Raw genomic sequence first — 22,840 nt, 5'->3', positions numbered from 1 at the left:
GAACCCGACATGACGCAACACAAAGAAGCACGGCTGAACCGCCTCCTGACCCATGGGCGCTGCCTGGACATCGCGGTCGACCACGGCGTTTGCAACGAGCCCACCTTTCTGGACGGATTGGAAGACATGCCCGCCGTCATGGACCAATTGGTGGCCGCCCGGCCCGACGCCATCCAGCTGAACTACGGCCAGGCCGATCTGCTGCAACAGCGCCCCGGCCGCGACAAGCCCGCACTGGTGATGCGGCTGGACATGGGCAACCCCTACAACGCCACCGCGCACCGCGTGATGTGGGCCGTGTTGCAAAACACGCAAGACCCGGTCCTGCCCGCCGTGCAGATGGACGCGGCCTGCGTCGTCGTGAACCTGTTCATGCTGCCTGACGAACCCGACCTGTTCCGCCAGTGCGTGTCCAACATCGCACGGGTCCGCGCAGACTGCGACCGCTATGGCATGCCGCTGATGATCGAACCCCTGGTCATGGCGCCCCACTCCGCGCGCGGCGGCTATATGGTCGACGGCGACGCCGACAAGATCGTGACGCTGGTGCGCCTTGCCCGCGAAATTGGCGCGGACATCATCAAGGCCGACCCCACCACCGAAACACGCGACTTCCACCGCGTGGTCCAAGCGGCACGCTGCCCCGTGCTGGTGCGTGGCGGTGGCCGCGAAGACTTGCAGCGGGTATTCGGCCGATCCTGGGAACTACTGGATCAAGGCGCGGTGGGCCTCGTCTACGGTCGCAACGTCTATCAACATGCCAACCCGCAAGCGGTGGTCCAGGCGCTGATGGCCATGATCCACCAAGGCGCCAGTGCCCGCGAGGCATGGGCAATGTATGAAGACGGGGGAAAATAAGGGACGTTCATCAGACCCGGACAAGTGCGTCGCCCAACGGGCCACTACCATTTTGATCCGAGCTCCAGGGCGCCCACCTGATCCCCCGGGGTGATCACGCCGTTGTACAGCACGTGCCTGATCAAATCCGCATCAGACTTCACTCCCAGCTTTCTCATCGCGCTGCGCTTCTGAGTGCTGATTGTCTGAACACTGCGATGCACCAACCCCGCGATGTCGGTGATAGTGCCACCTGCGCAAAACAGCCGGACAACCTCAATTTCCCGAGGCGTCAATCTCTCGGCGCCGCCCATTTTCATATTATCCAGCAGCAGGTCTTTAATCGTCGGTGAATAATATCGGCGCTCCGCATACGCCGAACATACCGCGCCAATCAAATAGCTCGGCGAATCGGCTTTGCTGATAATGCCCATTATATTTTTCCGCACCATTGCCCATATCAATATCGGATTATCCAACATGGTATAGATAACGGTTCGCAGAGTCGGATAATTGCGCTCCAGATAAGACACAAGCGCCAAACCGTCGCCGTACTTTCCACCCGGCATCGAAAAATCCGAGATCAGCACATCGCAGGGATTTTCGTTGAGCATATCGATCAATTCTGTCGAATTCCTTGCTTGCCCAACCACCACGAATGCCGGATTTTCCCGCAGAACAGAGAGCACCCCCAAAGACACTGCGGGATGGTCATCGACGAGCGCTACATGTATATCGGTCTCAGACACCAGCGCACTCTCCTATGTCAAGGGCGGGAATCAACGTCATCGAATTAATTGTAGAGGAACGCGGTGCTTCAAGAATATTCTCGTTCGGTTTTTTCGCCGAAAACACCCCTGAGTGAAGGCCTCAATTGCTGCATGATTTGTCGCAAAGCAGATATTTATGGGCCCTCGCGCGATTTAATTCGATAGATTTGCCAATTTCCAGAAAAACTATTTGGCTCCCTAATATTTATATCGTTCAAATTTAGAAATTATGCCCCTATAAATTTCGTAGTTTTCCTAACTCTCTTCGTCCTACAAATACTTATAGTCATCATCATCGCAACGACGTCTGGATGAACCTTTTCCCAGCACGCGCCGAGCCCCCTGGAGAAAACGCCATCGCGTATTGACTCTGGGATTGATTAGACAAAAAAGGGCCGTACGAAGAACGGTTAGATAGCAGTGATATTGCGTGACGCATTTACGGCACCGTGCCGCAAGAAATCTCCTGGCAAACCCAACCTTGCCCCATTTCCCTCAACCGCCACAGGCAGGCCTTGGCGTGTGATCCCGGGAATGCTTCTGGTGCTACTCCACGCGGCGGCTCCTGCCCAAATACCCGATGCTGGCCGAGCCTTGCGTGAGCTTGAATCAACCTTGCCTGCGTTCACGCCCCCGGCATCGCAACCCGACCTGGACGTCACCACCCCTTCCGCCGCGCCCTCGTCCACCGGAAAATCCGAAGGCCCCGGCGTCTCCATCAGCGGCTTTCGCCTGAACGGCAATGAGGTCTACCAGGACGCCGAACTACTGGACTTACTGGCGAACCTGATCGGCACCGAACAAGATCTTGACGGCCTGCGCGCCGCCACGGATCGCATTACCAAGTTCTATCAAGACCACGGCTACCTGTTGGCCCGCGCCTATCTGCCACCGCAGGACATCGTTGACGGCGTGGTCCAGATCGCCATTCAGGAAGGCGTCTATGACCAGGTGACCCTGAACAACCAGACCCGTGTGCGCGACACGGTTCTACGAAGAGCGCTAGCGCCATTGCGCCCGGGCGAAGCCGTACACCTGGAAGCGCTGGACAACCGCCTGATGCTGATCAGCGACCTGCCTGGCGTCCAAATCCAGGGCACCCTGCGCCCCGGCAAATCCCCAGGCTCGACCGAGCTATTCATCGATGCGGAACCCGGCCCTATTGTGGCGGGCAGCGTGGATACCGACAACTTCGGCGGCTACTACACCGGGGAATATCGCCTGGCTGGCACCCTGGACGTGAACAATCCGCTGCGCCTGGGCGATCAGTTGAACCTACGGCTCCTGACCAGTGACAAGAAGCAGCGTTATTACCGCCTTGCATATCAAGTGCCTATCGGATCCAGCCTGACCCGCGTGGGCGCCAGTGCATCCAACATGAGCTACAGGCTGGGCAGGGATTTCACGCTGCTGGAAGCGCATGGCAATGCCTCCATCGCCAGCGTTTTCCTGCAACAGCCGATCCTGCGCAGCCGAAACTTCAGTCTGCAAGCGCAACTGCAATATGAAGACAAATCCATGCGTGACGCCATGGACTTGTTTGACGTCGTCAACCGCAAGCGGGTCGGTCTATGGACGGCATCCCTGGGAGGCAATAGCGAAGATGGATTCTTCGGGGGAGGCCGTACGGCGGTGCATCTGTCCTACGGCCTGGGTTCATTGCGCCTTCAAGATGCCTACAGCCGCCACCGCGACCGCCTGTACAACCGCTCCGCCGGCACGTTCGGCAAAACCAACATCACGCTGCTGCGCCTGCAGAACCTGCCCGGGCCGTTCATGGTGTACGCGCAATTCAACGCGCAGTTGGCATCGAAGAACCTGGATAGCTCCGAGAAATTCAGCCTAGGGGGGCCGTTCGGCGTGCGCGCTTTTCCAAACGGAGCCGCCAGTGGCGACGAAGGCTGGCAAGGCAGCCTGGACTTGCGCTACCTGCCTGCACCGGGCTGGCAGTTCGCCGCCTTCGTCGACAAAGGCGCGGTGCGCTTGAACAAGCGACCTTGGATCGGCGGCCGCAACAGCCAACAGCTTTCCGCCATGGGCGCAAGCCTCATCCAAACCGGAAAAAGCCACCAAATCACGCTGACAGCCGCCTGGCCGTTGGAACAAAACAATTACCAGCAAGAAGGCCCTAAACGCGAACCGCGCTTGTGGTTCCAGGCCACCAGGCTTTTCTAGCCCGCCATTTCAAGAGTTTTTCAACGCCGCGCCGGGATCCCCCCGGTGCGCGACTTACCAGAAGGGAACAATGAACAAATCCTATGCAGTCGTATGGAACGAATCCAAGGGATGCTGGATCGTCGCTGGCGAAACCGCAAAGCGACGCGGGAAGTCCAGTTGCTCGGGAGTCCGCGCCGGAGCCATGGCGGCGGTCGTGCTTGGCCTGTCGGCATTGATGCCGACCGCGCACGCACTGCCCGAATTCGGGAGCGTCACGCATGGCGGGGCCGATATCTGGACAGCCGGATCCGAAATGGTCATCAATCAAACCAAACCCAAGACCGTCATCGAGTGGGAGAACTTTGGCGTCGAACACAGAGAACGCCTGACATTCAACCAAGGGGCCAGCGACATGCTCCTGAACTACGTCAAGGGTGACAATCAGACCGCCATCAATGGCAGCATCAACGCAGCAGGCAAGATCTTTATCGTCAACCCGCGGGGCATCGTCTTCAATGCGGGCGCGAATGTAAATGTGGGCGGATTGGTGGCGTCGACCCGCAGGACCGATCGCGAGAGTTTCTCCAAAAACACCAGCGGCGAATTTGTCTTCCAAGACGTCAATACGAATAGGGTCGAAAACAACGGCGCGTTGATCTCATCCCATAGTGGCAGCGTGGTGTTGCTTGGCAATCAAGTCATCAACCGAGGCGTCATTCAGGCCAACGGCGGCACGGTCGCCCTGGGCGCCGGAGACAACATCACCGTTCGCATGGGTAGTGGGCTGGTCAATCTGCAAATCAACGCCGCTGCGGCCCATGCCCTGGTCCAAAACACCGGCACAATCCGGGCCGACGGCGGTCAGGTGATGTTGCAGGCCAAGCACGCCAACGCCTCGTCGCCGCTGACGACCGTCATCAACAACAGCGGGGTGATCGAAGCCAAGACGTTGAACAACGTGCCTGGCAAGATCGTGCTGGAAGGCGGAACAAGCGGCGCGGTGGAAGTCGGGGGCCGACTGAGTGCCACCGCCTTGACCAGCTATGGCAACGGCGGCGCCGTCGAAGCCTCCGGCGAGAACGTGATCGTGCGTCTGGGCACCAATATCGATACGCGCGCCATCAACGGCCAGACCGGCACGTTCAAAGTCACCAGCAACCGCGTGAATGTGGAAGACACGGCAGTCGTCGCGAATCCGACCATCCATGCCGACACCCTGAATCGCAATCTGGGCAACACCAACGTCGAACTTGCCAGCACCCTTGGCGACGTGGTGGTGAATGCGCCGGTGAAATGGAGCAGCGGCAACGACCTGATCTTGAACGCGCAGCATGGCGGCCAAGGCAAGACCGTTCTCAATGGCGCCCTCACCGCGACGGGCAGCGGTGCGACACTGAGCCTCAAGGCCGATGAACACCTGGAAATCGGTGATCGGATCCTGCTTAGCGGACATAACTCGCGCGTGTCGCTAGAGACCACAACCGCCGCTCCCGGCACAGGGGGCTCCACCGGCAAGCCCGCCACCGCCAACTATGTGCTGAAGAACCCCAATGCAAACATCACGCAAAGCGGCGTCGGCGCCACCTTCCTCTCCAACAACATCTACCACAACATCATCCAGAATCAGGCAGGCCTGCAAGCCGTCAACAAAAACCTTAGTGGCTTCTACGTACTAGGCGCAGACCTGCGAGGAACCGGAACATTCCGGTCTATCGGCGGCGCGTATGGCACCTTCGATGGCCTGTTCGACGGCCTTGGCCATACGCTGACGGGCTTCGCCGTTTCCAGCGGCGGCAGCAATGTCGGCTTGTTCTCTTCGTCTGCGGGCGTCATCCGCAACCTGAACCTGACGGGCATGAACGTCACGTCACCCAACGTCAACTTCGCGACGATGTCCATCGGCGCGCTGGCCGGCTATAACACCGGGATGATCGACAACGTCAACGTCACCAAGAGTACCGTCAACGGCAACAATTTCCGCGCCAACGTCACGGGCGGCTTGGTGGGCACCAACCTGAGAGGCACCGTCAGCAATTCCTCGTTCTCCGGCGCCGTCCGCAGCGGCTCCTACACCAACACCATGGGCGGCCTGGTGGGCGCAAACCTGACCGACGGACAGATCCTCAACAGCAAAACCAGCGGCACGGTCAGTGGCGCACTCCAGCGCAATGACTTGGGAGGCATCGGTGGACTTGTCGGCGCCAACAACGGCGGCACCATTCGTGACGCGCGCAGCGCGTCTGCCGTGACTGCTTCCAGCGGCTATTTGAACGCTGGCGGTCTGGTTGGGTTGAACTACAACGGCGAGCTCCGCAACGTCAGCAGCACAGGCGCCTTGTCCACCTCCAAGTACACCAACGCGGGCGGACTGGTTGGCACCAACACCAATGGCGAGATCGTTCAAGGCGCTAGCAGCGGCCAGGTCAGGTCTTCCACCGGCGGCAGCATCGGCGGGCTGGTGGGCGTGAACAACGGCGGCGCCATCTCGGAATCCGCCGCGTCAGGCAATGTCTCGAACTACAGCGGCGCAAACACTGGGGGACTGATTGGAGCCAACAACAATGGCAAGATCAAGAACGTCAAGGCCAGCGGCGCGGTTGAAGATAGGGCGTACTCGGCCAATATTGGCGGCCTGGTTGGCTCTAACGGCATGGGTAGCCTGATCGAGGACGGCGAAGCCAGCGGCGCGACGGTAGTCTCCGTCTACGCCACCTCGGGCACCCGGATGGGTGGTCTGGTGGGCTCCAATAACGGCACCATAGCCTATAGCGCCTCGCGCGTGGGCAAGGTTCATGCCGGCAACTATGCGACTGTCGGCGGCCTGGTGGGCCAAAACACCGGGGGCATTCTGGCGTCCAGCACGACCAGCCAGACACAAGGCGGCCAATACAGCATCGCGGGCGGCTTGGCGGGAGTCAATGCCGGCACGATCTCCGCAGGCGTTGCTACCGGCGCCGTCACCGGCAACCACTATGCAACCATCGGCGGTCTGGTCGCTCAAAACCAGATGGGCGGGAAGATCGAGTTTTCCACCGCCTCAGGCCGGATAGGCGGGCAACTGCCCGGCTCCAACTATTACTACGGCACGGGCATGACCTTGGGTGGCCTGGTCGCGGTGAACCAGGGCCAGGTCAACTACTCTAGCAGCAGTAGTGAGGTGAACTTCCGCAACGGCCTGAACCAGACCTTCGGCGGCCTGGTCGGCATCAACTACGGTGGGATGCGAGGCAACGCGGTATTCGGACACGCTGGCCTGGTGCCACTGGCTGGCACCAACTATGGGATGATCGATATGTCGAACTGAGTCCGTCAATCCACATTCCGGCGGACTTGATCCTGCCAGAATGACCAACGGCCACCGCAAATTTGCGGTGGCCGTTTTTTATCTTTGCCAGGGCTGCCGCAAACCTTGTGCAGATTCGCGGCATTGACCTCAGTCGTAGTAAATCTTGAAGTTCACTTGACTGTCGGCGACGCCGGGCTTCACGCCGACGTCCGGCATGGTCTGATCCACCCGCTTGTAGCGCGCGCCCAGCTTGATTTCAGCCGTTGCATTCGCCCCCACTCCCTCAGCGGGAATATTGTCAAAATCATATTTCTTCCCCACCGCGCCACCTTGACCAATGTCCAACGGATTCGCTGGATTGCCACCCTGCCTGGTCAGAACAACCCCCAGATTCTTCGCGCTACCGGACGCCGTGCTGTTCTTCAGCTGCAACACATTGTCCGCCCCCGGAACCAAGCCATACTGCGCGTTGAACGCAATGCGAGGCCAGGCGCCCTGATCACAACTATTAACCGATATCGCGAATGGAATTTCCCGGCTCACATCCCCGTTTCTGGGAAAATCGGCAACTTTATGGCCTTCCATCTGCAATGAGAATCCGGCGCCGGTGAACTTCGCGTCCACGGTGCATTTGGACTCGATCACCGGGCCGCCGCCGCCCAACGTCAACATGTCCGCCACCACATAGCGGGCGCGATTGTTGCATTGCACCGGCAGATCGCCCGGGCTCCATCCGTCGCTCTGAGGCGACTCCATGATTGCGCCCATAGCGGGCGAATTGGCTTCCGGCCTTTGCACCATCACGGCCTCGAACCAGGTGTCGCCCCAGGATGGCTTCAGGCCGTTCACGGTATGGGTGCCCGGCGGCACCTGCCCGGTCACAATCAACTCAACCTTGATCGTGTCGCCGTAGTTCTCGGTTTGGTCTATCACGCTCAGTGGCGGCCTGCTCGTGGCAGTGTCCTTTACGTAGATCGCGGTGAAACTGTCAAAGCTTTGCGGCTTTACCACCGCTGCCGAGTTACGCCCGCTGCTCACCCGAATACTCAATCCCTCAATATTCGTAGGGATCAAGTTATTGGCAGTATATGGCGCCCCCACCCAACGTCCACCGATGACCATTTTTGGCTTGGTGGCATTGTTGACGTCAACCTTGCGAAACTTGGCTAAACCGCTCAGCGTCAGCGTGCGGGATGCCACGACGTTGTTGATGGTCGACGTGCCCAAGCCCGTCTTCTCCCACGGCGTCGAGCCGCCGACCGGACTGTTCTGGAACTGAAAAAGACTGCATTCATTCGAATAGTAATAATGGGTCTGGGCCTGGGTTTGGCCCGCCGCGCATAGCAACAGCGCCCCCCCCAAAGTCAGCCGCCAATCACCCCGTCCGATGCGACGAATAATCGATACTGCACGCATAGCTGAATTTCTCCAAGATTAGCCCCCGCGTCATTGGGCGAGGGATAGATATGTTCGTCAGGACCGGGGCGCGACCCACAGTGTCGTCACCCCTGGCATGACAAGCCCCAAATCATCAATCGCCTCAAACTCCAGGTGTTCCCCACTGGCCGGCGGCCCAATCGTTCCAACAGGCAGCGCAAAACGCGCTGTTGACTTGGGCATGATGGTCAGTCCCTTCAATTCGGTGGGTGCCCGCCCCCCGCCCAGACGCAGCACCGGTAGGGACACGCTGAAAGGCGAGGGATTCTCTGCCTCGAGATAGGGTGCGTCGCCTGCACCACGCTCGTGGTAAGTCCAACGCACCGTTGCTGGCGCATCCTTGGCATCGCCCTCCAAACCCGCGGGCCGGTACAGCACCTTCATCACATAGCTCAGCACCACCTCCAACTTGTTTTCCGAGACTTGTCTGGATGGCGCGTGTCGCAGATTTATCCACAAAACAGTCTCCCGATCGTCGGGCAACGGTTCGCCGGTGTACCGGAGTTGCAGGGTCTTGCGTTCGCCGGGATCCAGTCTGAACAGGGACGGCATCAGCACGAACGGCACCTGTAACTGGCTAAGATCCACTTCCGCACCGCCGTGATCCAGCCAGGTCTGCACCAAGATGGGATCGGCTCCGGTATTACTCAGCGAAATGACTATTCTCTTTTCGCCCTCCGGATAGACAAAGCGGGTACCCGTCACGGCCAAATCAGCCCAAGCTGCCGCCATGGGCATCCATAGCAGCAGCCATAGCCATTTCGCTGAAGGACGCCTGCGGCGCCGAGGCAAGGCCTCTGTCATCGGCGCGCCAACGGAGAGCTCGACGGCACCCGGGCAGGCAGCGGATTGCAAGGCAGGCGCAGCGTGTCATACCCGTCCTGCTTTTCTCCTGCCGCACGTTGCGGCAATTGATAGTCGATCAGACACTGCTGCTCTGGTTTACCGCCCCATTCCACGCGCACCGAACCCAGGTCCTGCTGCGCCCGCATGACGATCCGGCTACCCTGCCCCACGCCGCCCACGGACTCCCCGCTGGCGACATCAAACACCTCGGCACCAAATGGCAATGTGCTGCCGTCCGGCCGCAGGCTGTCAATCAAGACCGGCCGCGCCCTGCGGGTGGGATAGGACAACAGCACGACAGCGCCTGCCCGTGGCGCCACGCTGCGCGAACTGTTCAGCAGCTCCACGTCGTCGGACATATCGCCGGGATTGAGCTCCACGGTATTGTGTTGATAAGGAGACAAGCTGGTGACCAGACCAAAACCACGGCTGTCGATCCTGCCATGCCCCGCGCCCACACCGGCATCCTCCGCGTCCGGCGCGTGCAACAACCCCACCGTCTCACCCAGCATCGGTGCAAAGGTCAGGCCACCCTGATGCGCCAACACACTACCGCTGGCTCGCATGCCACCTTGGCGGTATCCCGTGCCTTGCGACACGCTAAGACCCACACTGGCCGCGGACGCTTGGTAATCCAGGTTGCCGCTGGCCGTATTTCTGTTGCTACGGGTATCCCGCGATACAGCCAAGGAGTAGGACATGTCGCCTCCTTGAGTCAATGAGCCGCTTACCCCGCTGGAAACGTTCGTTCCACTACGACTGTCGTGATTGACAAAGGTGTTCATCACGGGCGTACCCGCAGCGCGGCCCAATGGAATTGAAATATTGAACGTGACCGCGGTACTTTTCTCACGTCCGGCCGAATAAACGGTGCTGCCAGGCCATGCGCTCTGCAAGCGCTGCACGCTAAGCGCGTACGTCATGCCACGCCATTGATTGGAATAGCCCATGCTGTAGCTGACCGCGCTGTCAGACCGCTTCCAGTATTGCGTGGCCGATCCGCTGGCATAGATCGCGCCGCCGGAGGTTCCCAGATTCTGGCTGACGTTAAGGTCGAAGCGAGTGCGTGGCCTGCCTAGATCGCCATAGTTTCGGACGCCGCCGGCGTCGCGCAGGGCGATCGCTTCATTGAAGCCCACGAACCCGCTGGTGGAATACCGATACGCCAGCAGTGAAAAGTTGGTGCCGCTGTTTGGCAAGTTCTTGCTATAGGAAAGGCGATAGCTGGAACCGGAGATCGTGCCCTGCTGCGGCAGGTTGGCGCTGGCCAACGTCACGTCGCCGCCAATGGCACCCAAGGAAGTATTGACCGCCACCCCGCCCATGGCCGACCCGTAATAGTCGCTAAGCGCCAAACCGCCATAGCCCGTTACCATGTCGCTCAATCCACGCCTGATGACCCCTTCGAATATATTCAACCCGCTGCTTCGGTTGGCTGAAGACATCGCGCGCCCAAACGAAATCGAATAGCGCGTGGTACCTGGGCGCAATAGCTCCACGCCGGTGGCAAACGGCACAACAAAGGTTCGCTCTTCGCCATTGGCTTCAACGATTTTGACATCAAGGTCTCCTCCAAACCCCGCAGCCTGCAAGCTGTCGATGGCAAAGGGACCAGGCGGGACCGTCGTCTCATAGATCAAGTATCCACGCTGATAGACCGAAACAGACGCATTGGTGGAGGCCGTGCCACGGATCACCGGCGCGTAATTGCGCAAGCTTTGCGGCAACATGCGTTCATCACTGCTCACGCTCAAGCCGCGAAACGACACTGCGTCGAAGAAGTCTCCATTGGTGGAAGATTCCCCGATCAGCAACTGCGAACGCCACGCCGGCAGATCGGTACTGATGTACGTCTGTCCGCGCTGATAGTCGGCGCCCATTCCGTTGGAGCCCCAGGTCAATGAACCATAATGGCGCAAGCGCCAAGAGCCCAGATTCAGCCCGGCGTTCAGGCCGGCATAGGCCCGCGTATAAGTGCGCCCATAGCTCTCCATCGTATTGACGCTGGCGTTGTAGTTCAGCCTGCCCGCAGTGATGCCACTGTCCCAATAGCGGGGGTCGACGTAGTTGTCGGCCGACTCGCTATGCATGTACAGCTTGGGTACGGTCAGGTACAAGCGCTGCTCGCCCAGATCTGGCTTGACGAGCGCGCCCGGCACGAACCGTTCCAGATCCTCGCAGACCAGGCCGTCACCCAAGGGAACCCTGCCTTGCTCTGCGGTGTAGCGCGCACTTTTCTGAATATCGATACCCGCGTTGCGCAAGAATTCGACGTTATAGCAAGCCTGTCCGCCTGCCGACTGCGAGCCCCGAAACTCAATATCTTGCGTACCGCGCCACTTCCCGTTGACGTAGAGCTCGAGCCGATAACGGCCGGGTGCGATGTAGCCGCTACGTTCAAAACGGGAAAGATCCACGGTATCGCCTCCCACTCCCGGCATCAGAACCTGCGGATCGAACTGCACCTGGCGCTTGGGTTCACCCGCTTGCGTACCGGAGCTAAACACGGCCGCCAACGCAACGATAAGAGTCCTTGGAATCCAAAAAACCCGTACCAATTCGCGACGCCGTTCGCACTTACGCTGGCCATTCGCCAAGCGTGTCTTTCCCCGCAATGAAGCGTACATTCCTATCATCCAAATGCAAATGCTGAGTTGATCGGCGGCCGAATGCGCCTAGCGTGACAGCGCGCGCTCCACCGGGTGCCGCCCGCCGTGATCGTTGATCACTTCGTACTCGACGCCTATCTTGCCGGCCCCGATCGCCATGCCCTTGGGCAGTCTGAAATGTTCGGTGCCATAGGGGGCAACCATTCCGCTGCCGAGCCTGGTCCGCTTTCCGCCGACGGTTATCCCAATCGACCCGAAAGAGACGTGATACGGAGTGGGGTTCTTGACCTCTACCGCCGTATACGTACTCGGCTTAACCAACTTCCATTCGAGTTTTTCTCGCGCATCCTCGATACCATCGCGCAACGATGCGGGCCGGAAGAATAGTTTTATCCGCGTCCTGAAGCTGAACGTCGCCGACGTATCGGAAGCGCTGCGCGGCGGCGCCTCCAACACATTGAGATAAAACAGGGATTCGCGGTCATCGGGCAAGGGGTCCTTGGTGTACATCAACCGGATGATGGCGCTGGAATTGGGATCGATGCGCGTAATCACGGGAGACACCGTGAACGGAACGATCATATTGGCGGGTGCAACGCCCGCGCTGCCGTCGTCTACCCATATCTGCGCAAGCAAGGGTTCGGAACCTTCGTTCATGGCCCGAATCGTGACGTCCTTGGCATCAGAGGGATACACCACCCGTGTTCCCACCAGCACCAGAGCTGCCTGCGCCAAACTGGCGCAAGCAGCCCAGGTCATGACGCCAGCCATTACAGCAACAAAAACCCTACGCACTACTGGCGTCATGATCATTACTCCTACTGACGAAGCCTGCGCTTAGTCGTACGCGACCATGAACGGGATAATCGAATTGGCCGTGCCCGCCGACACCGAGCTCTCCGTGGCGATGTACCGTGCCGAGTACGTCAGGGTTCCGCCCGCTGCGCTCAGCTGCACGCTCTGGGGGTCCACCTGCGCGGTACCCAGGAAAATCTTGGTGTCCTTATTGTTCCCTGCGTCGTTGATCTGAATCTGAACGCCCGTGGCAGGCGACGTGCTGGTGATTTTCAGGTTGCCCGTGGCCTTGTCGACGCTGGGTGCGTCGTTGTCAAACGCCAACTTGGCGTGCTTGCCAGTAGTGCACTCGCCCCCAGTAGTGTCGGTCAGTCTGATTTGGAATTCCACGGGTGCGGTCGTCGTACCAATGGCGGTGAAGAAGCCCGGCTTGTGCTCCTTAAGCGGCACTTCCAGAATGTTGTCCATGCCCGGAGCCTTGCCGTTGATCAAGCAAGTCACTTCGCTGACCTTGCCAACAAATTTGACTTGACCGTCCCATTGCGCATGCGAGACGCCAGGCGCAAGCGCCACGATCAACGCGCCCGCTGCGGAGAAGGATGCGAAAGTACTACGTTTCATTTTTGTTCCTGAGACAAGAGAATTAACTGCCACCGCCGTTAAGGCGTTTGCAGCCGACAAGTGCGGCAACGCATGCATGGAATATTCCAATGCGTGCGTATGTCACCGTCGAGGCTTATGCCACCGCAACCAATGCGATTGACAGGCACTACTTTAGTAGTTGGCCTCTTCTTCTGTCCCTAGTAAACCGATCAAAACGGGTTCGTAGTTTTTCTATATTCCAGCACTTAAAAGAATGGGAGAAATCGATTCAACGCAGTGCGGTCATGTACCGCGCAAGAGCGGCACATGACGTTCCTGAATCAGGCCCGCCGCCCGACCGCCAACGCCACCGCATCCGCGCCAGCCGGAAAGTGAAGCTGCCCCGTCACGTCATTCGCCGCTTGCCAGATTGCCTGGGCAACATCGGATTCCCGCGTCACGTCCTTGATCCCGGCGAACCCTGAAAAAACCTGCCTGGCGAAGGCTTCATACGCTTCGGGAATCAGTCCCTGCATGCGACTTTGGCCATTGGCGGTAAAGCGGGTCGACGGACCATAACCCGGCTCCACCAGTTTGACGCCAACACCGAACGCCTGAAGCTCTGACTCAAGCGACGCCGTAAACCCTTCAATGGCCGTTTTGCTGGCCGTGTATGCGGCGACCAACGGGAATGGCGCAAGCGTGGCACTGGAAGTCACGTTAATGATCGTGCCGGACCGCCTTGCGCGCAGTTGCGGAATAACCGCCTGACACATGGCCATCACGCCGAACGTATTGGTCTCGAAGATATCGCGCACGGTCGCCATGGGAGTCGCCTCAAACGCCCCGAACAGCCCTACCCCGGCATTGTTCACCAGCACGTCGATGGGGCCGGCCTGGGCCAACGCCTCGGCAATGCTGTCGGGGCGGGTCACATCCAGCGCCAGGACACGCAGGTTCTCAGCGGGCGGAATCACTCCCTCCCGAGGCGTCCGCATCGTGGCGATGACTTTCCAACCCTGCGCAAGAAAATGGCGTGCGGTTTCCAAGCCATAGCCAGAAGAACAACCTGTGATCAGTACGGTATGCATTGCAACCTCCAAGGTGCAAATTGACGAGGAGCCAACGATAGAGGAGGATTTCAGGACCAACGATAATTAATAGTCCATATTTATTTATCAATCGTCCATTCATGAGCGATCCCCTATCCCAAGTCGTTCGGCTTCTGCGCCCCCATGCCGTCTTCGCCAACCTGATCAGTGGCAAGGGCAACTGGGCCGTCCGCTATTCCGAATTCGGCCAACCCAGTTTCTGCATCGTGCTCGACGGAAGCTGCCAGCTGGCGGTGGACGGGCACGAACCATTCACCATCAACGCGGGCGACTTCGTCATGCTGCCCGCCACGCCAGCGTTCACGATTTCAAGCTTTGGCCCAGCCCCACCCGTCCATCTGGATCCGAACCAAATCGCGGGCGGCGTGGCCGAACTGCGTTATGGCGAACAGCACGGCCAGCCCGACATGCGTTCGTTGGGCGGTTCGTTCCAGTTCGATTGCGCGGACCCGGCATTGCTGGCGTCCCTGTTACCTGCGGTCGTGCATGTGCGTGATTCCGCACGGCTGTCGCACCTGGTGCGGATGGTCGGCGAGGAAACTGCCGATCCAAAGCCCGGCGGTGAATTCGTGCTTTCCCGCTTGGTCGATTTGCTGCTGATTGAAGCCATGCGTGCAGCCGCTGTCGGCAATGCCCCTCCCGGGCTGCTGCAAGGCTTGGCCGATGAGCGATTGGCCCGCGCGTTGCAGCAGATGCACGCGCGCATCGATCATGCGTGGACCGTCGACCAGTTGGCGAGGATCTCGGCCCTATCGCGATCCGCGTTCTTTGAACGCTTCACGCGCAGAGTCGGCGTGGCGCCGATGGAATATCTGCTGGCATGGCGCATGGAAATCGCAAAGGAGTTGTTGCGCAGCGGAAAGCTGGCAGCGTCGGAAGTCGCCGAACGGGTCGGCTACGGATCAGCCAGTGCGTTTAGCGTGGCCTTCAACAAGCACGTAGGACAGCCGCCCGGCCGCTATGCGCGAACGGGCTGATCGCCGCCAGATCCCAATTCTGCGCGGATGCCATGCCGGACAACACTGCCCAAGCGCATGTGCGTACGGCGATGGCGTGCTTTCGACTAGCGAATCGTTGCACGATGCCCGATCGGCACCACGGTCTGCCCGATGGGCGCCAGCGCAATCACCGCCAGCTTCAAATGTTGGATACCAAACGGAATGCCAATGATGGTGATGAAATTAACCAGCGCCGACGCGACGTGGCCGATGGCCAGCCACCAGCCAAACAACAGGAACCAGACCACATTGCCGATCAGCCCAAACGGCCCGGTGCCGATATCGCCACGGCCATTCACATGCCGACGGTTCACGGCTTCCTTGCCGAACGGCCAGAAGGCGAAGTTGCCGATCACAAAGCAGGATCGGCCCCAAGGAATGCCAACAATGGTGATGCAGGCAACGATACCTGCCAACCACCATCCCAAGCCCATCCAAAGGCCGCCCAACACAAACCACAAGACGTTTCCGATAAGGCGCATGACCCGTATTCCTTTGCTGCTTACGACTACTGAATTAATGGACCCGCATCATAGCGGGGATTGTCCCCCGAATGCCTGGCCCTGGTGCGTCCCGAAAATCCGGCCTTCGGCTGCGCTACAGGCTGATGAAAAGGACCTTGGACACCCCTACCGTACACCCCTAAGCGCTTGATCCACCACATCTATCTGCGGCGCAGACCCACCTCGTCATCCAGTACAATGCGCGGTTTGGCGACGTTGTGATCGCCCATAGTTCTGGACCAAAGCATGTTGCGACTGTCTGAAATCAAACTGCCGTTGAACCACACGCCAGAAGAATTGCCCGCCGCGATTCTGAAAAAACTGGGCGTTCCGGCCGGCGACCTGCATGGCTTCACCATCTTCTTGCGCAGCTACGACGCGCGCAAGAAACACAACATCCTGCTGACTTACACGCTGGATGTCGACATCGACAATGAAGCCGCGTTGCTCAAGCGCTTTCATGATGATCGTCACGTAAAGCCCACCCCCGACACCGAATACAAATACATCGCCCAGGCGCCTGCTGACCTGCAAAAGCGCCCCATCGTCATCGGCACCGGCCCCTGTGGCCTGTTTGCCGGGCTGATCCTGGCGCAGATGGGCTTCAAGCCCATCATCCTGGAACGCGGCAAGGCGGTGCGTGAACGCACCAAGGACACCTGGGGCCTGTGGCGCAAGCGTGTGCTGAACCCGGAGTCGAACGTGCAATTTGGCGAAGGCGGCGCGGGCACGTTCTCGGACGGCAAGCTGTACAGCCAGATCAAGGACCCCAAGCATTACGGCGAAAAGGTGCTCAAGGAATTCGTGCTGGCCGGCGCCCCGGAAGAAATCCTGTACGTCGCCAAGCCGCACATCGGCACGTTCCGCCTGGTCGGCATGGTGGAAATCATGCGCGACACCATCACCAAGCTGGGCGGCGAAGTGCGCTTCTCCAGCAGAGTCGAAACGTTGCAGCGCGAAAACGGCCAGGTCACCGGCGTCACGCTGGCCAGCGGCGAACACATCGAAGCCGACCATGTGGTGCTGGCCATTGGCCACAGCGCGCGCGACACCTTCCAGATGCTGCACGACCAGGGCGTGTACATGGAAGCCAAGCCGTTCTCCATCGGTTTCCGGATCGAACATCCGCAGTCGCTGATCGACAACGCCCGCTTTGGTCCCAACGCCGGTCACCCCATCCTGGGCGCCGCGGACTACAAGCTGGTGCACCACGCCAGCAACGGGCGGTCGGTCTACAGCTTCTGTATGTGCCCCGGCGGCACGGTCGTGGCCGCCACGTCCGAACCCAACCGCGTGGTCACCAACGGCATGAGCCAGTACTCGCGCAATGAACGCAACGCCAACGCGGGCATCGTGGTGGGGATTTCGCCCGAGGTCGACTACCCGGAACACGTGCTGGCTGGCGTGGATTTTCAGCGCAAGTGGGAATCACAGGCGTTTTTGCTGGGCGGTGAAACCTATAGCGCGCCGGGTCAGTTGGTGGGGGATTTCCTCGCCGGCAAGGCCTCCACCGAGTTTGGCTCTGTTCTGCCGTCATACACGCCGGGCGTCCATCTGACCGATCTGGCGACCGCACTGCCTGAATTTGCCATCACGGCGATCCGCGAAGCGCTGCCGGCCTTCGATAAGAACATCAAGGGTTTTGGCATGCACGATGCCGTGCTGACGGGCGTGGAAACGCGCACGTCATCGCCTGTTCGCATCAAGCGGGACAACGAGACGTTGCAGAGCATCAATACCCGGGGGCTGTTCCCGGCGGGTGAAGGCGCGGGCTACGCGGGCGGGATTCTGTCGGCGGGCGTGGACGGGATCAAGATTGCGGAAGCGGTAGCGTTGAGCATCATGAGCCGGCAGGCGTAAGCCCGCCCCGCCCCTTGAGGCCTCAGGCGGCGCAGCGGCAGCAACACCGCAAACGCCGCCGCGCTCAGCGCGTTTTGGCCCTTCTGCCAACCTAGTCCTGGTGCGCGAGCTTGTCCTGCGTGCGCGTGTCGAAATCCGAGGCGTCATGGCGCTCGTGCAGTTGGCTGGATAAGTCACCCGACTCACGGTTGACCATGCGGCCGCGCCGCGCGGCGGGGCGCGCGCCGATGGTGTCCGCCCAACGCTGCACATGCTTGTAATCCTGCACCGACAGGAATTCCGCGGCGCCATAAAGCCAACCCTTCGCCAAGCCGCCATACCAGGGCCACACGGCTATATCGGCGATGGTGTAGTCGCTACCCGCCAGGTACTCGTTGTCCGCCAGGCGCTTATCCAGCACATCCAATTGGCGCTTGACCTCCATGGTGAAACGATCAATCGCATATTCGATCTTGGTTGGCGCATAGGCGTAAAAATGGCCGAAGCCGCCGCCCAGATAAGGCGCGCTGCCCATTTGCCAGAACAGCCAGGACAGGCATTCCGCGCGCGTAGCGGGATCCTTCGGCAACAAGGCGCCAAATTTCTCGGCCAGGTAAAGCAGGATCGCCCCGGATTCAAACACCCGGATCGGCTTGGGGCCGCTGCGATCCAACAGCGCGGGAATCTTGGAGTTGGGATTCACATCGACAAAGCCGCTGCCAAACTGGTCGCCCTCGCCAATCCTGATCAGCCAGGCGTCATACTCCGCGCCGCCATGCCCCAAGGCCAGCAGCTCTTCCAGCATCACCGTCACCTTCACACCGTTTGGCGTCCCCAGCGAATATAACTGCAAGGGATGCCGGCCCACCGGCAGTTCCTTGTCATGCGTGGGCCCGGACACCGGACGATTGATGTTCGCGAAGCGGCCGCCGCTGGCCTTGTTCCACGTCCAGACTTTCGGGGGCACGTAATCGCCGGTGGGATCGCTCATGTTCAGGGCTCCTGGCCGGTTGGCCGTTAGGGTTTCCGGCTTGAGAGTAGCAAATCGGCCAATCGCCCCGAGTAAAGACCAGAAGCCGAAAATGGTCGATCAGCCCACCATCAACGTCTTCGGTTCCAGATATGCGCTGATGCCCCACTTGCCCATCTCCCGGCCCAGGCCGGAACGCTTGAAGCCGCCGAAAGGCGCCCGGGGCTCGTGCGCCAGCGTGTTGACCAACACCCGGCCCGCATCGATCTGACGCGCCAACCGCTGGCAGCGGTCCACGTCCTTGCCCAATACCATGGCGCTCAAGCCGTAGCTCGTGTCATTGGCGATCGCGATGGCTTGCGCCTCGTCGTCATACGCAATCAGCGTCAGCACCGGTCCAAAAATCTCTTCCTGCGCGATGCGCATGTCGTTGCGCGCATCCGTGAAAATCGTCGGTTTCACGAACCAGCCGGCGGACAGCCCATCCGGACGCCCTGCTCCGCCCGCGAGCAACCGCGCGCCCTCTTCCGTACCCAATCGGATATAGCCCTGCACACGCTCCCATTGCTTGGCGCTGACCATCGGGCCGACATCCGTATCCGCGTCGCGGGGGTCGCCCGACTTGATATGCGCCAGGGCCTCCACGGCCGCTTGTTCAAATTCGGCCAGGCGATGCCGGGGCACCAGGATGCGTGTGCCCGCCACGCACGCCTGCCCGCTGTTCATGAAACCGGCCTGCAAGACCAAGGGCATCACGGCGGAAAAATCCGCATCGTCCAGCACCAGCGTGGGCGACTTGCCGCCCAGCTCCAGCGTCACCCGCTTCAAGGTGGCCGCGCCCGCCGCCACCAGATGCTGGCCCACGGCGGACGAACCGGTAAACGAGATCTTGGCCACATCGGGGTGGCGTGCCAATGCCTCGCCGGCCTCCGCGCCGGAACCATTGACGATGTTGAACACGCCTGCGGGCAGGTCCGCCGCATGCAGCGCCTCGGCCACGATCTGCGTTTGCATCGCGCTCATCTCGCTGGGCTTGATGACCGCCGTGCAGCCCGCCGCCAACGCGGTCGCCAGCTTGTTGCAGATAAACCCCGCATCGCTGTTCCAGGGCGTGATCAACGCCGCCACGCCCACCGGGGTCAGAATCACCTGAGCCGCGCCCGCCTGCTCTTCAAACTGGAACGATTCCAGCACCGCGATTGCCTGCGCAATCGTGTCGGCCGGGTACGTCGCCATCCAGCGCGAACGCACCGCCGGCGCACCGTACTCAGTCACAATCGCCTCCAGCAGCGCATCCTCACGCGCGGAAACCTCCTTGTGCATGCGATGCAATGCCGCCAGACGCTCCTGCCTCGTCGTCCGCGACCACGCCGGAAATGCCGCCTTGGCGGCCGCCACCGCCAGCCGCACATCCTCTTCGTCGCCCAGCCGCACCTGGCCGATCTTCTGCTCCGTGCTGGGGTTGTACAGGTCGAACCATTCACGCCCATGAGGCGTGACAAATTCACCGTTGATATAGATCTGCTCGATACGTTGCATGGTCAATCTCCGTAGACGCCGCTGCCGGCGATCCGGGCCGGAAGTCATTCGTTCCAGGCAGTGTAGGGAGCCATCACCATCCTGATAAGCCGCCTTATACTTCATTACTAATCCCGAAAATCAGGATAATCCATGCATCGAACCGGCATCACGGAACTGGAAGCCGTGCTGGGTGTGGCCCGCCACCAGAGCTTTCGGGCGGCGGCGCTTGAGCTGGGCATGTCCGCCACCGCCATCAGCAACGCCGTCGCCGGGCTGGAAGCGCGGCTCAAGGTGCGGCTGTTCAACCGATCCACCCGCAGCGTGGCCCTGACCGACGCCGGCCAGCGCTTCGTCGACCGCATCACGCCCGCCGTCACCGAAATCCAGCGCGCCAGCGAAGAAGCTGGCACCGAACCCGACGCCCCCAGCGGCACATTACGCATCAACGCCCCGCCCGAGACGACCCTGATGCTGCTGCAACCGCTGCTCTACGAATACCTGCGGCGCTACCCCCAAATGCGCGTCGACGTCGTCACCGAACGGCGCTTGATCGACATCGTGGCCGACGGCTTCGACGCAGGCATCCGCCTGGAGGAATCCGTCCCGCAAGACATGATCGCGGTGCCGCTCATCGCCAACATGCGCATGCTGGTCGTCGCCAGCCCCGACTATCTGGCACGCCACGGCACGCCACAAGCGCCTGGCGACTTGATGCGGCACCATGGGATCGGCATGCGCATGTCCCACGGCGGCCTGTACCACTGGGAATTGGAGCGCGACGGCCAGAAGCTTCAAATTGACATGCCCACCCGCATGTCATTCACCGAAACCCAGGCCATGCGGGATGCGGTGCTGAACGGTATGGGCGTGGGGTTTCTGTCGGAATGGTTTGTCCAGGAGGATCTGGCCACCGGCAAACTGGTTGCGCTGCTGCAAGACTGGTGTCCGACATTTGGCGGCCTGCGCCTGTACTACGCGGGCCACCGGTATGTGCCGGCACGGTTACGGGCGCTGGTGGAACTGGTGCATGAAATGCGGCGGGCGGGAACCTTGGCCGTACGGGCGTGATGGCGCAGCGGCGGCGTCGATGGCATCCCCCTCGTAAATATCGAGGATCAGGCGGTCCAGACGGCCGCCCACCTCGCTTTTCCAGCCCGGCACCGCCGCGATGTACTGCTGCACCGGCTCGTCTCCGTACGCCTTGGCAACTTGCGGATTGCCGCCAGACAGCAGGATCGGTGTGTCCGCTTGCGGCAGGGAATCGGGCCTGACCGCTGTATTTCGGACTTTTTTCCTTCCATGCTGGCGCCTCGCGAGACGTGAATCACTCAATCATCGCCACCACGGATTGGAAAACCTGCGCTCGCGATTAACGCGACGTGCCAATCTGCAACACCGTCAAATCGCGCTGCATATAGCGGTTCATCAGCTGCGACAGAATCGGGTTGCCCGCATTCTCTGCCTTGGGGGCAACCACGCTGACCACCGCAGCGCATAGGCTACCGGCCTGGACAGTACGCCCGGCCACCTTGGCTTGCACCGCGCCCGCCATGCTTTCATTCCATGCAGCGCCAATGCCGTCGGCGGCCTGCTTGGCGGTGGCGCAATCTGCGTAAGCCAGGGAAATCACCACAGCCGGCACGCTGTTGATCTGGGCGTCCGCGATGATGCCTGAGAAGTAAGGAGGAATACCGCGTCGGCTAGAGTCAACAGCCGCCTGAAGATTCCGCTTTGCCGTTTCAATATCTCCGGGCGACGCGGGCAGTACCTTCGCCGGGTCAACGCCTTGAAGGCCAAAAACAGGGGATATGACCGCGGCCTGCACAATTTGGCCTGAGTCCGAAGGGACGGCCTCCTTCACGCCTGCAACCGACGCGGCAACGACTGCACTGTCGGCGACCGACGGCGTGGGCTTGGCCAGGACTTTCATGCCCGTTGCGTCAGACGCTTGAACCAATGCGGTATCCAGAGGCACGACAAAGCTTGCCTTGCCCATCGCCCCCCTCCACGGATCTTTGGGATTGGCCTTTGTCATATCCATCTTATTGGCCTCGCCATTTGCGAGGACGCCAGGGACGTCACCACCAACCGGAGAAAAATCAGCCTGCTTGAGGCGGTCCACCAGCCCCCCAACGGATTTTCCGTCCTTCATCCCCCAATAGGTGATATTGCCCGGCGCCTGGCCGAAAGCGGCGAAATAGGAGAGTTCATCGAACGGGATTCTCGCGTTGGCCGACCATTGATCCAGACCGTATCCAATGGATTGAAGCGGGTTGATCCATTGCGCCATGCTCAGTCTGCGCATGCCATCCGCTGATGGGCCGGCTTTCTCCAAGCCTCGCCAGGCTTGCGTGTCCACGAAGAATATCTGCATCGCTTCAGGCGCGGTAAGCACCACCTGCGGTATCTGCTTCAAGGCCCGAGTCAAAGATTGGGTGCTGTCTTGAGCGGCGGCCGAAGCGGCAAATCCGGCCAGCAAGCAGAGGGCAAGAGCCTTTAAGCGCATCAGATTATTTTCCTTTTCTTGAGTCGTTTGGCGTGGGCGCGATCCCTGTGTGGCAAGTCGATCGCTGAAAGA

Annotated in this window: 17 protein-coding genes and 1 pseudogene; 6 read left to right on the top strand and 12 right to left on the bottom strand. The window is 60.4% G+C overall.

Annotated features, from left to right (window positions below; all coding sequences use genetic code 11):
* Positions 1 to 9 precede the first annotated feature (9 nt).
* Positions 10 to 858 (top strand): class I fructose-bisphosphate aldolase, encoded by an 849-nt coding sequence (locus HV753_RS00465; RefSeq protein ID WP_175172457.1) that lies wholly within the window; start codon positions 10 to 12, stop codon positions 856 to 858.
* 44 nt (positions 859 to 902) lie between these two features.
* On the opposite strand, the gene HV753_RS00460 is transcribed toward HV753_RS00465, so the two are convergent.
* Positions 903 to 1,586 carry a response regulator gene (locus HV753_RS00460; RefSeq protein WP_175172456.1) on the bottom strand — a complete coding sequence of 228 codons (684 nt, stop codon included), beginning with the start codon at positions 1,584 to 1,586 and terminating at the stop codon, positions 903 to 905.
* Positions 1,587 to 2,222: 636 nt separating this feature from the next.
* Between HV753_RS00460 and HV753_RS00455 the strand changes: the two genes are divergently transcribed.
* Together HV753_RS00455 and HV753_RS00450 are read left to right on the top strand one after the other, a co-directional pair.
* On the top strand, positions 2,223 to 3,782 hold the full coding sequence (locus HV753_RS00455; protein WP_246288100.1) for a ShlB/FhaC/HecB family hemolysin secretion/activation protein: 1,560 nt from the start codon (positions 2,223 to 2,225) through the stop codon (positions 3,780 to 3,782).
* Between the two features lie 70 nt (positions 3,783 to 3,852).
* The gene (locus tag HV753_RS00450; protein ID WP_175173614.1) at positions 3,853 to 7,068 is read left to right on the top strand and encodes a two-partner secretion domain-containing protein; all 3,216 of its coding nucleotides are present in this window, start codon (positions 3,853 to 3,855) and stop codon (positions 7,066 to 7,068) included.
* 129 nt (positions 7,069 to 7,197) lie between these two features.
* Here HV753_RS00450 and HV753_RS00445 read toward each other — a convergent pair whose 3' ends face one another.
* The 6 genes from HV753_RS00445 to HV753_RS00420 form a co-directional block, all read right to left on the bottom strand.
* Positions 7,198 to 8,466: a fimbrial protein gene (locus HV753_RS00445; RefSeq protein WP_175172455.1), complete on the bottom strand. Its 1,269-nt coding sequence runs from the start codon at positions 8,464 to 8,466 to the stop codon at positions 7,198 to 7,200.
* 57 nt (positions 8,467 to 8,523) lie between these two features.
* Positions 8,524 to 9,219 (bottom strand): fimbrial biogenesis chaperone, encoded by a 696-nt coding sequence (locus tag HV753_RS00440; RefSeq protein ID WP_175172454.1) that lies wholly within the window; start codon positions 9,217 to 9,219, stop codon positions 8,524 to 8,526.
* Between the two features lie 68 nt (positions 9,220 to 9,287).
* The gene (locus tag HV753_RS00435) at positions 9,288 to 11,840 is read right to left on the bottom strand and encodes a fimbria/pilus outer membrane usher protein (RefSeq protein WP_246288099.1); all 2,553 of its coding nucleotides are present in this window, start codon (positions 11,838 to 11,840) and stop codon (positions 9,288 to 9,290) included.
* A gap of 168 nt (positions 11,841 to 12,008) precedes the next feature.
* Positions 12,009 to 12,749 (bottom strand): fimbria/pilus periplasmic chaperone, encoded by a 741-nt coding sequence (locus HV753_RS00430; protein WP_246288098.1) that lies wholly within the window; start codon positions 12,747 to 12,749, stop codon positions 12,009 to 12,011.
* A 30-nt stretch (positions 12,750 to 12,779) separates the two neighbouring features.
* Positions 12,780 to 13,358 (bottom strand): fimbrial protein, encoded by a 579-nt coding sequence (locus HV753_RS00425; RefSeq protein ID WP_175172452.1) that lies wholly within the window; start codon positions 13,356 to 13,358, stop codon positions 12,780 to 12,782.
* A 302-nt stretch (positions 13,359 to 13,660) separates the two neighbouring features.
* The gene (locus tag HV753_RS00420) at positions 13,661 to 14,410 is read right to left on the bottom strand and encodes an SDR family oxidoreductase (protein ID WP_175173612.1); all 750 of its coding nucleotides are present in this window, start codon (positions 14,408 to 14,410) and stop codon (positions 13,661 to 13,663) included.
* A 101-nt stretch (positions 14,411 to 14,511) separates the two neighbouring features.
* Between HV753_RS00420 and HV753_RS00415 the strand changes: the two genes are divergently transcribed.
* Positions 14,512 to 15,408 carry an AraC family transcriptional regulator gene (locus HV753_RS00415; protein ID WP_175172451.1) on the top strand — a complete coding sequence of 299 codons (897 nt, stop codon included), beginning with the start codon at positions 14,512 to 14,514 and terminating at the stop codon, positions 15,406 to 15,408.
* Between the two features lie 86 nt (positions 15,409 to 15,494).
* Here the strand turns inward: HV753_RS00415 and HV753_RS00410 are convergent, their stop codons facing one another.
* On the bottom strand, positions 15,495 to 15,911 hold the full coding sequence (locus HV753_RS00410) for a YccF domain-containing protein (protein ID WP_175172450.1): 417 nt from the start codon (positions 15,909 to 15,911) through the stop codon (positions 15,495 to 15,497).
* A 267-nt stretch (positions 15,912 to 16,178) separates the two neighbouring features.
* Here HV753_RS00410 and HV753_RS00405 point away from each other — a divergent pair, with 267 nt between their 5' ends.
* Positions 16,179 to 17,792: an NAD(P)/FAD-dependent oxidoreductase gene (locus HV753_RS00405; protein ID WP_175172449.1), complete on the top strand. Its 1,614-nt coding sequence runs from the start codon at positions 16,179 to 16,181 to the stop codon at positions 17,790 to 17,792.
* Positions 17,793 to 17,883: 91 nt separating this feature from the next.
* On the opposite strand, the gene yghU is transcribed toward HV753_RS00405, so the two are convergent.
* Together yghU and HV753_RS00395 are read right to left on the bottom strand one after the other, a co-directional pair.
* Positions 17,884 to 18,762, bottom strand: a complete 879-nt coding sequence (gene yghU, locus HV753_RS00400; protein ID WP_175172448.1) for a glutathione-dependent disulfide-bond oxidoreductase — start codon at positions 18,760 to 18,762, stop codon at positions 17,884 to 17,886.
* 99 nt (positions 18,763 to 18,861) lie between these two features.
* Positions 18,862 to 20,280, bottom strand: coding sequence for an aldehyde dehydrogenase family protein (locus HV753_RS00395; protein ID WP_175172447.1), 1,419 nt, complete (start codon positions 20,278 to 20,280; stop codon positions 18,862 to 18,864).
* Between the two features lie 132 nt (positions 20,281 to 20,412).
* Between HV753_RS00395 and HV753_RS00390 the strand changes: the two genes are divergently transcribed.
* Positions 20,413 to 21,330 (top strand): LysR family transcriptional regulator, encoded by a 918-nt coding sequence (locus HV753_RS00390; protein ID WP_175172446.1) that lies wholly within the window; start codon positions 20,413 to 20,415, stop codon positions 21,328 to 21,330.
* A gap of 45 nt (positions 21,331 to 21,375) precedes the next feature.
* On the opposite strand, the pseudogene HV753_RS31185 reads toward HV753_RS00390, so the two are convergent.
* Together HV753_RS31185 and HV753_RS00385 are read right to left on the bottom strand one after the other, a co-directional pair.
* Positions 21,376 to 21,519: pseudogene (locus tag HV753_RS31185) on the bottom strand (DUF1801 domain-containing protein); the annotation flags it as partial.
* Between the two features lie 112 nt (positions 21,520 to 21,631).
* Positions 21,632 to 22,768: a hypothetical protein gene (locus HV753_RS00385; protein ID WP_175172445.1), complete on the bottom strand. Its 1,137-nt coding sequence runs from the start codon at positions 22,766 to 22,768 to the stop codon at positions 21,632 to 21,634.
* Between the last annotated feature and the right edge of the window lie 72 nt (positions 22,769 to 22,840).

It is taken from the genome of Achromobacter pestifer (assembly GCF_902859625.1).
In the GTDB taxonomy this organism is placed as follows: Bacteria; Pseudomonadota; Gammaproteobacteria; order Burkholderiales; family Burkholderiaceae_B; genus Achromobacter; species Achromobacter pestifer.
The sequence above is the reverse complement of the archived record's forward strand: the minus strand, read 5'-3'. Positions and strand labels throughout refer to the sequence as shown.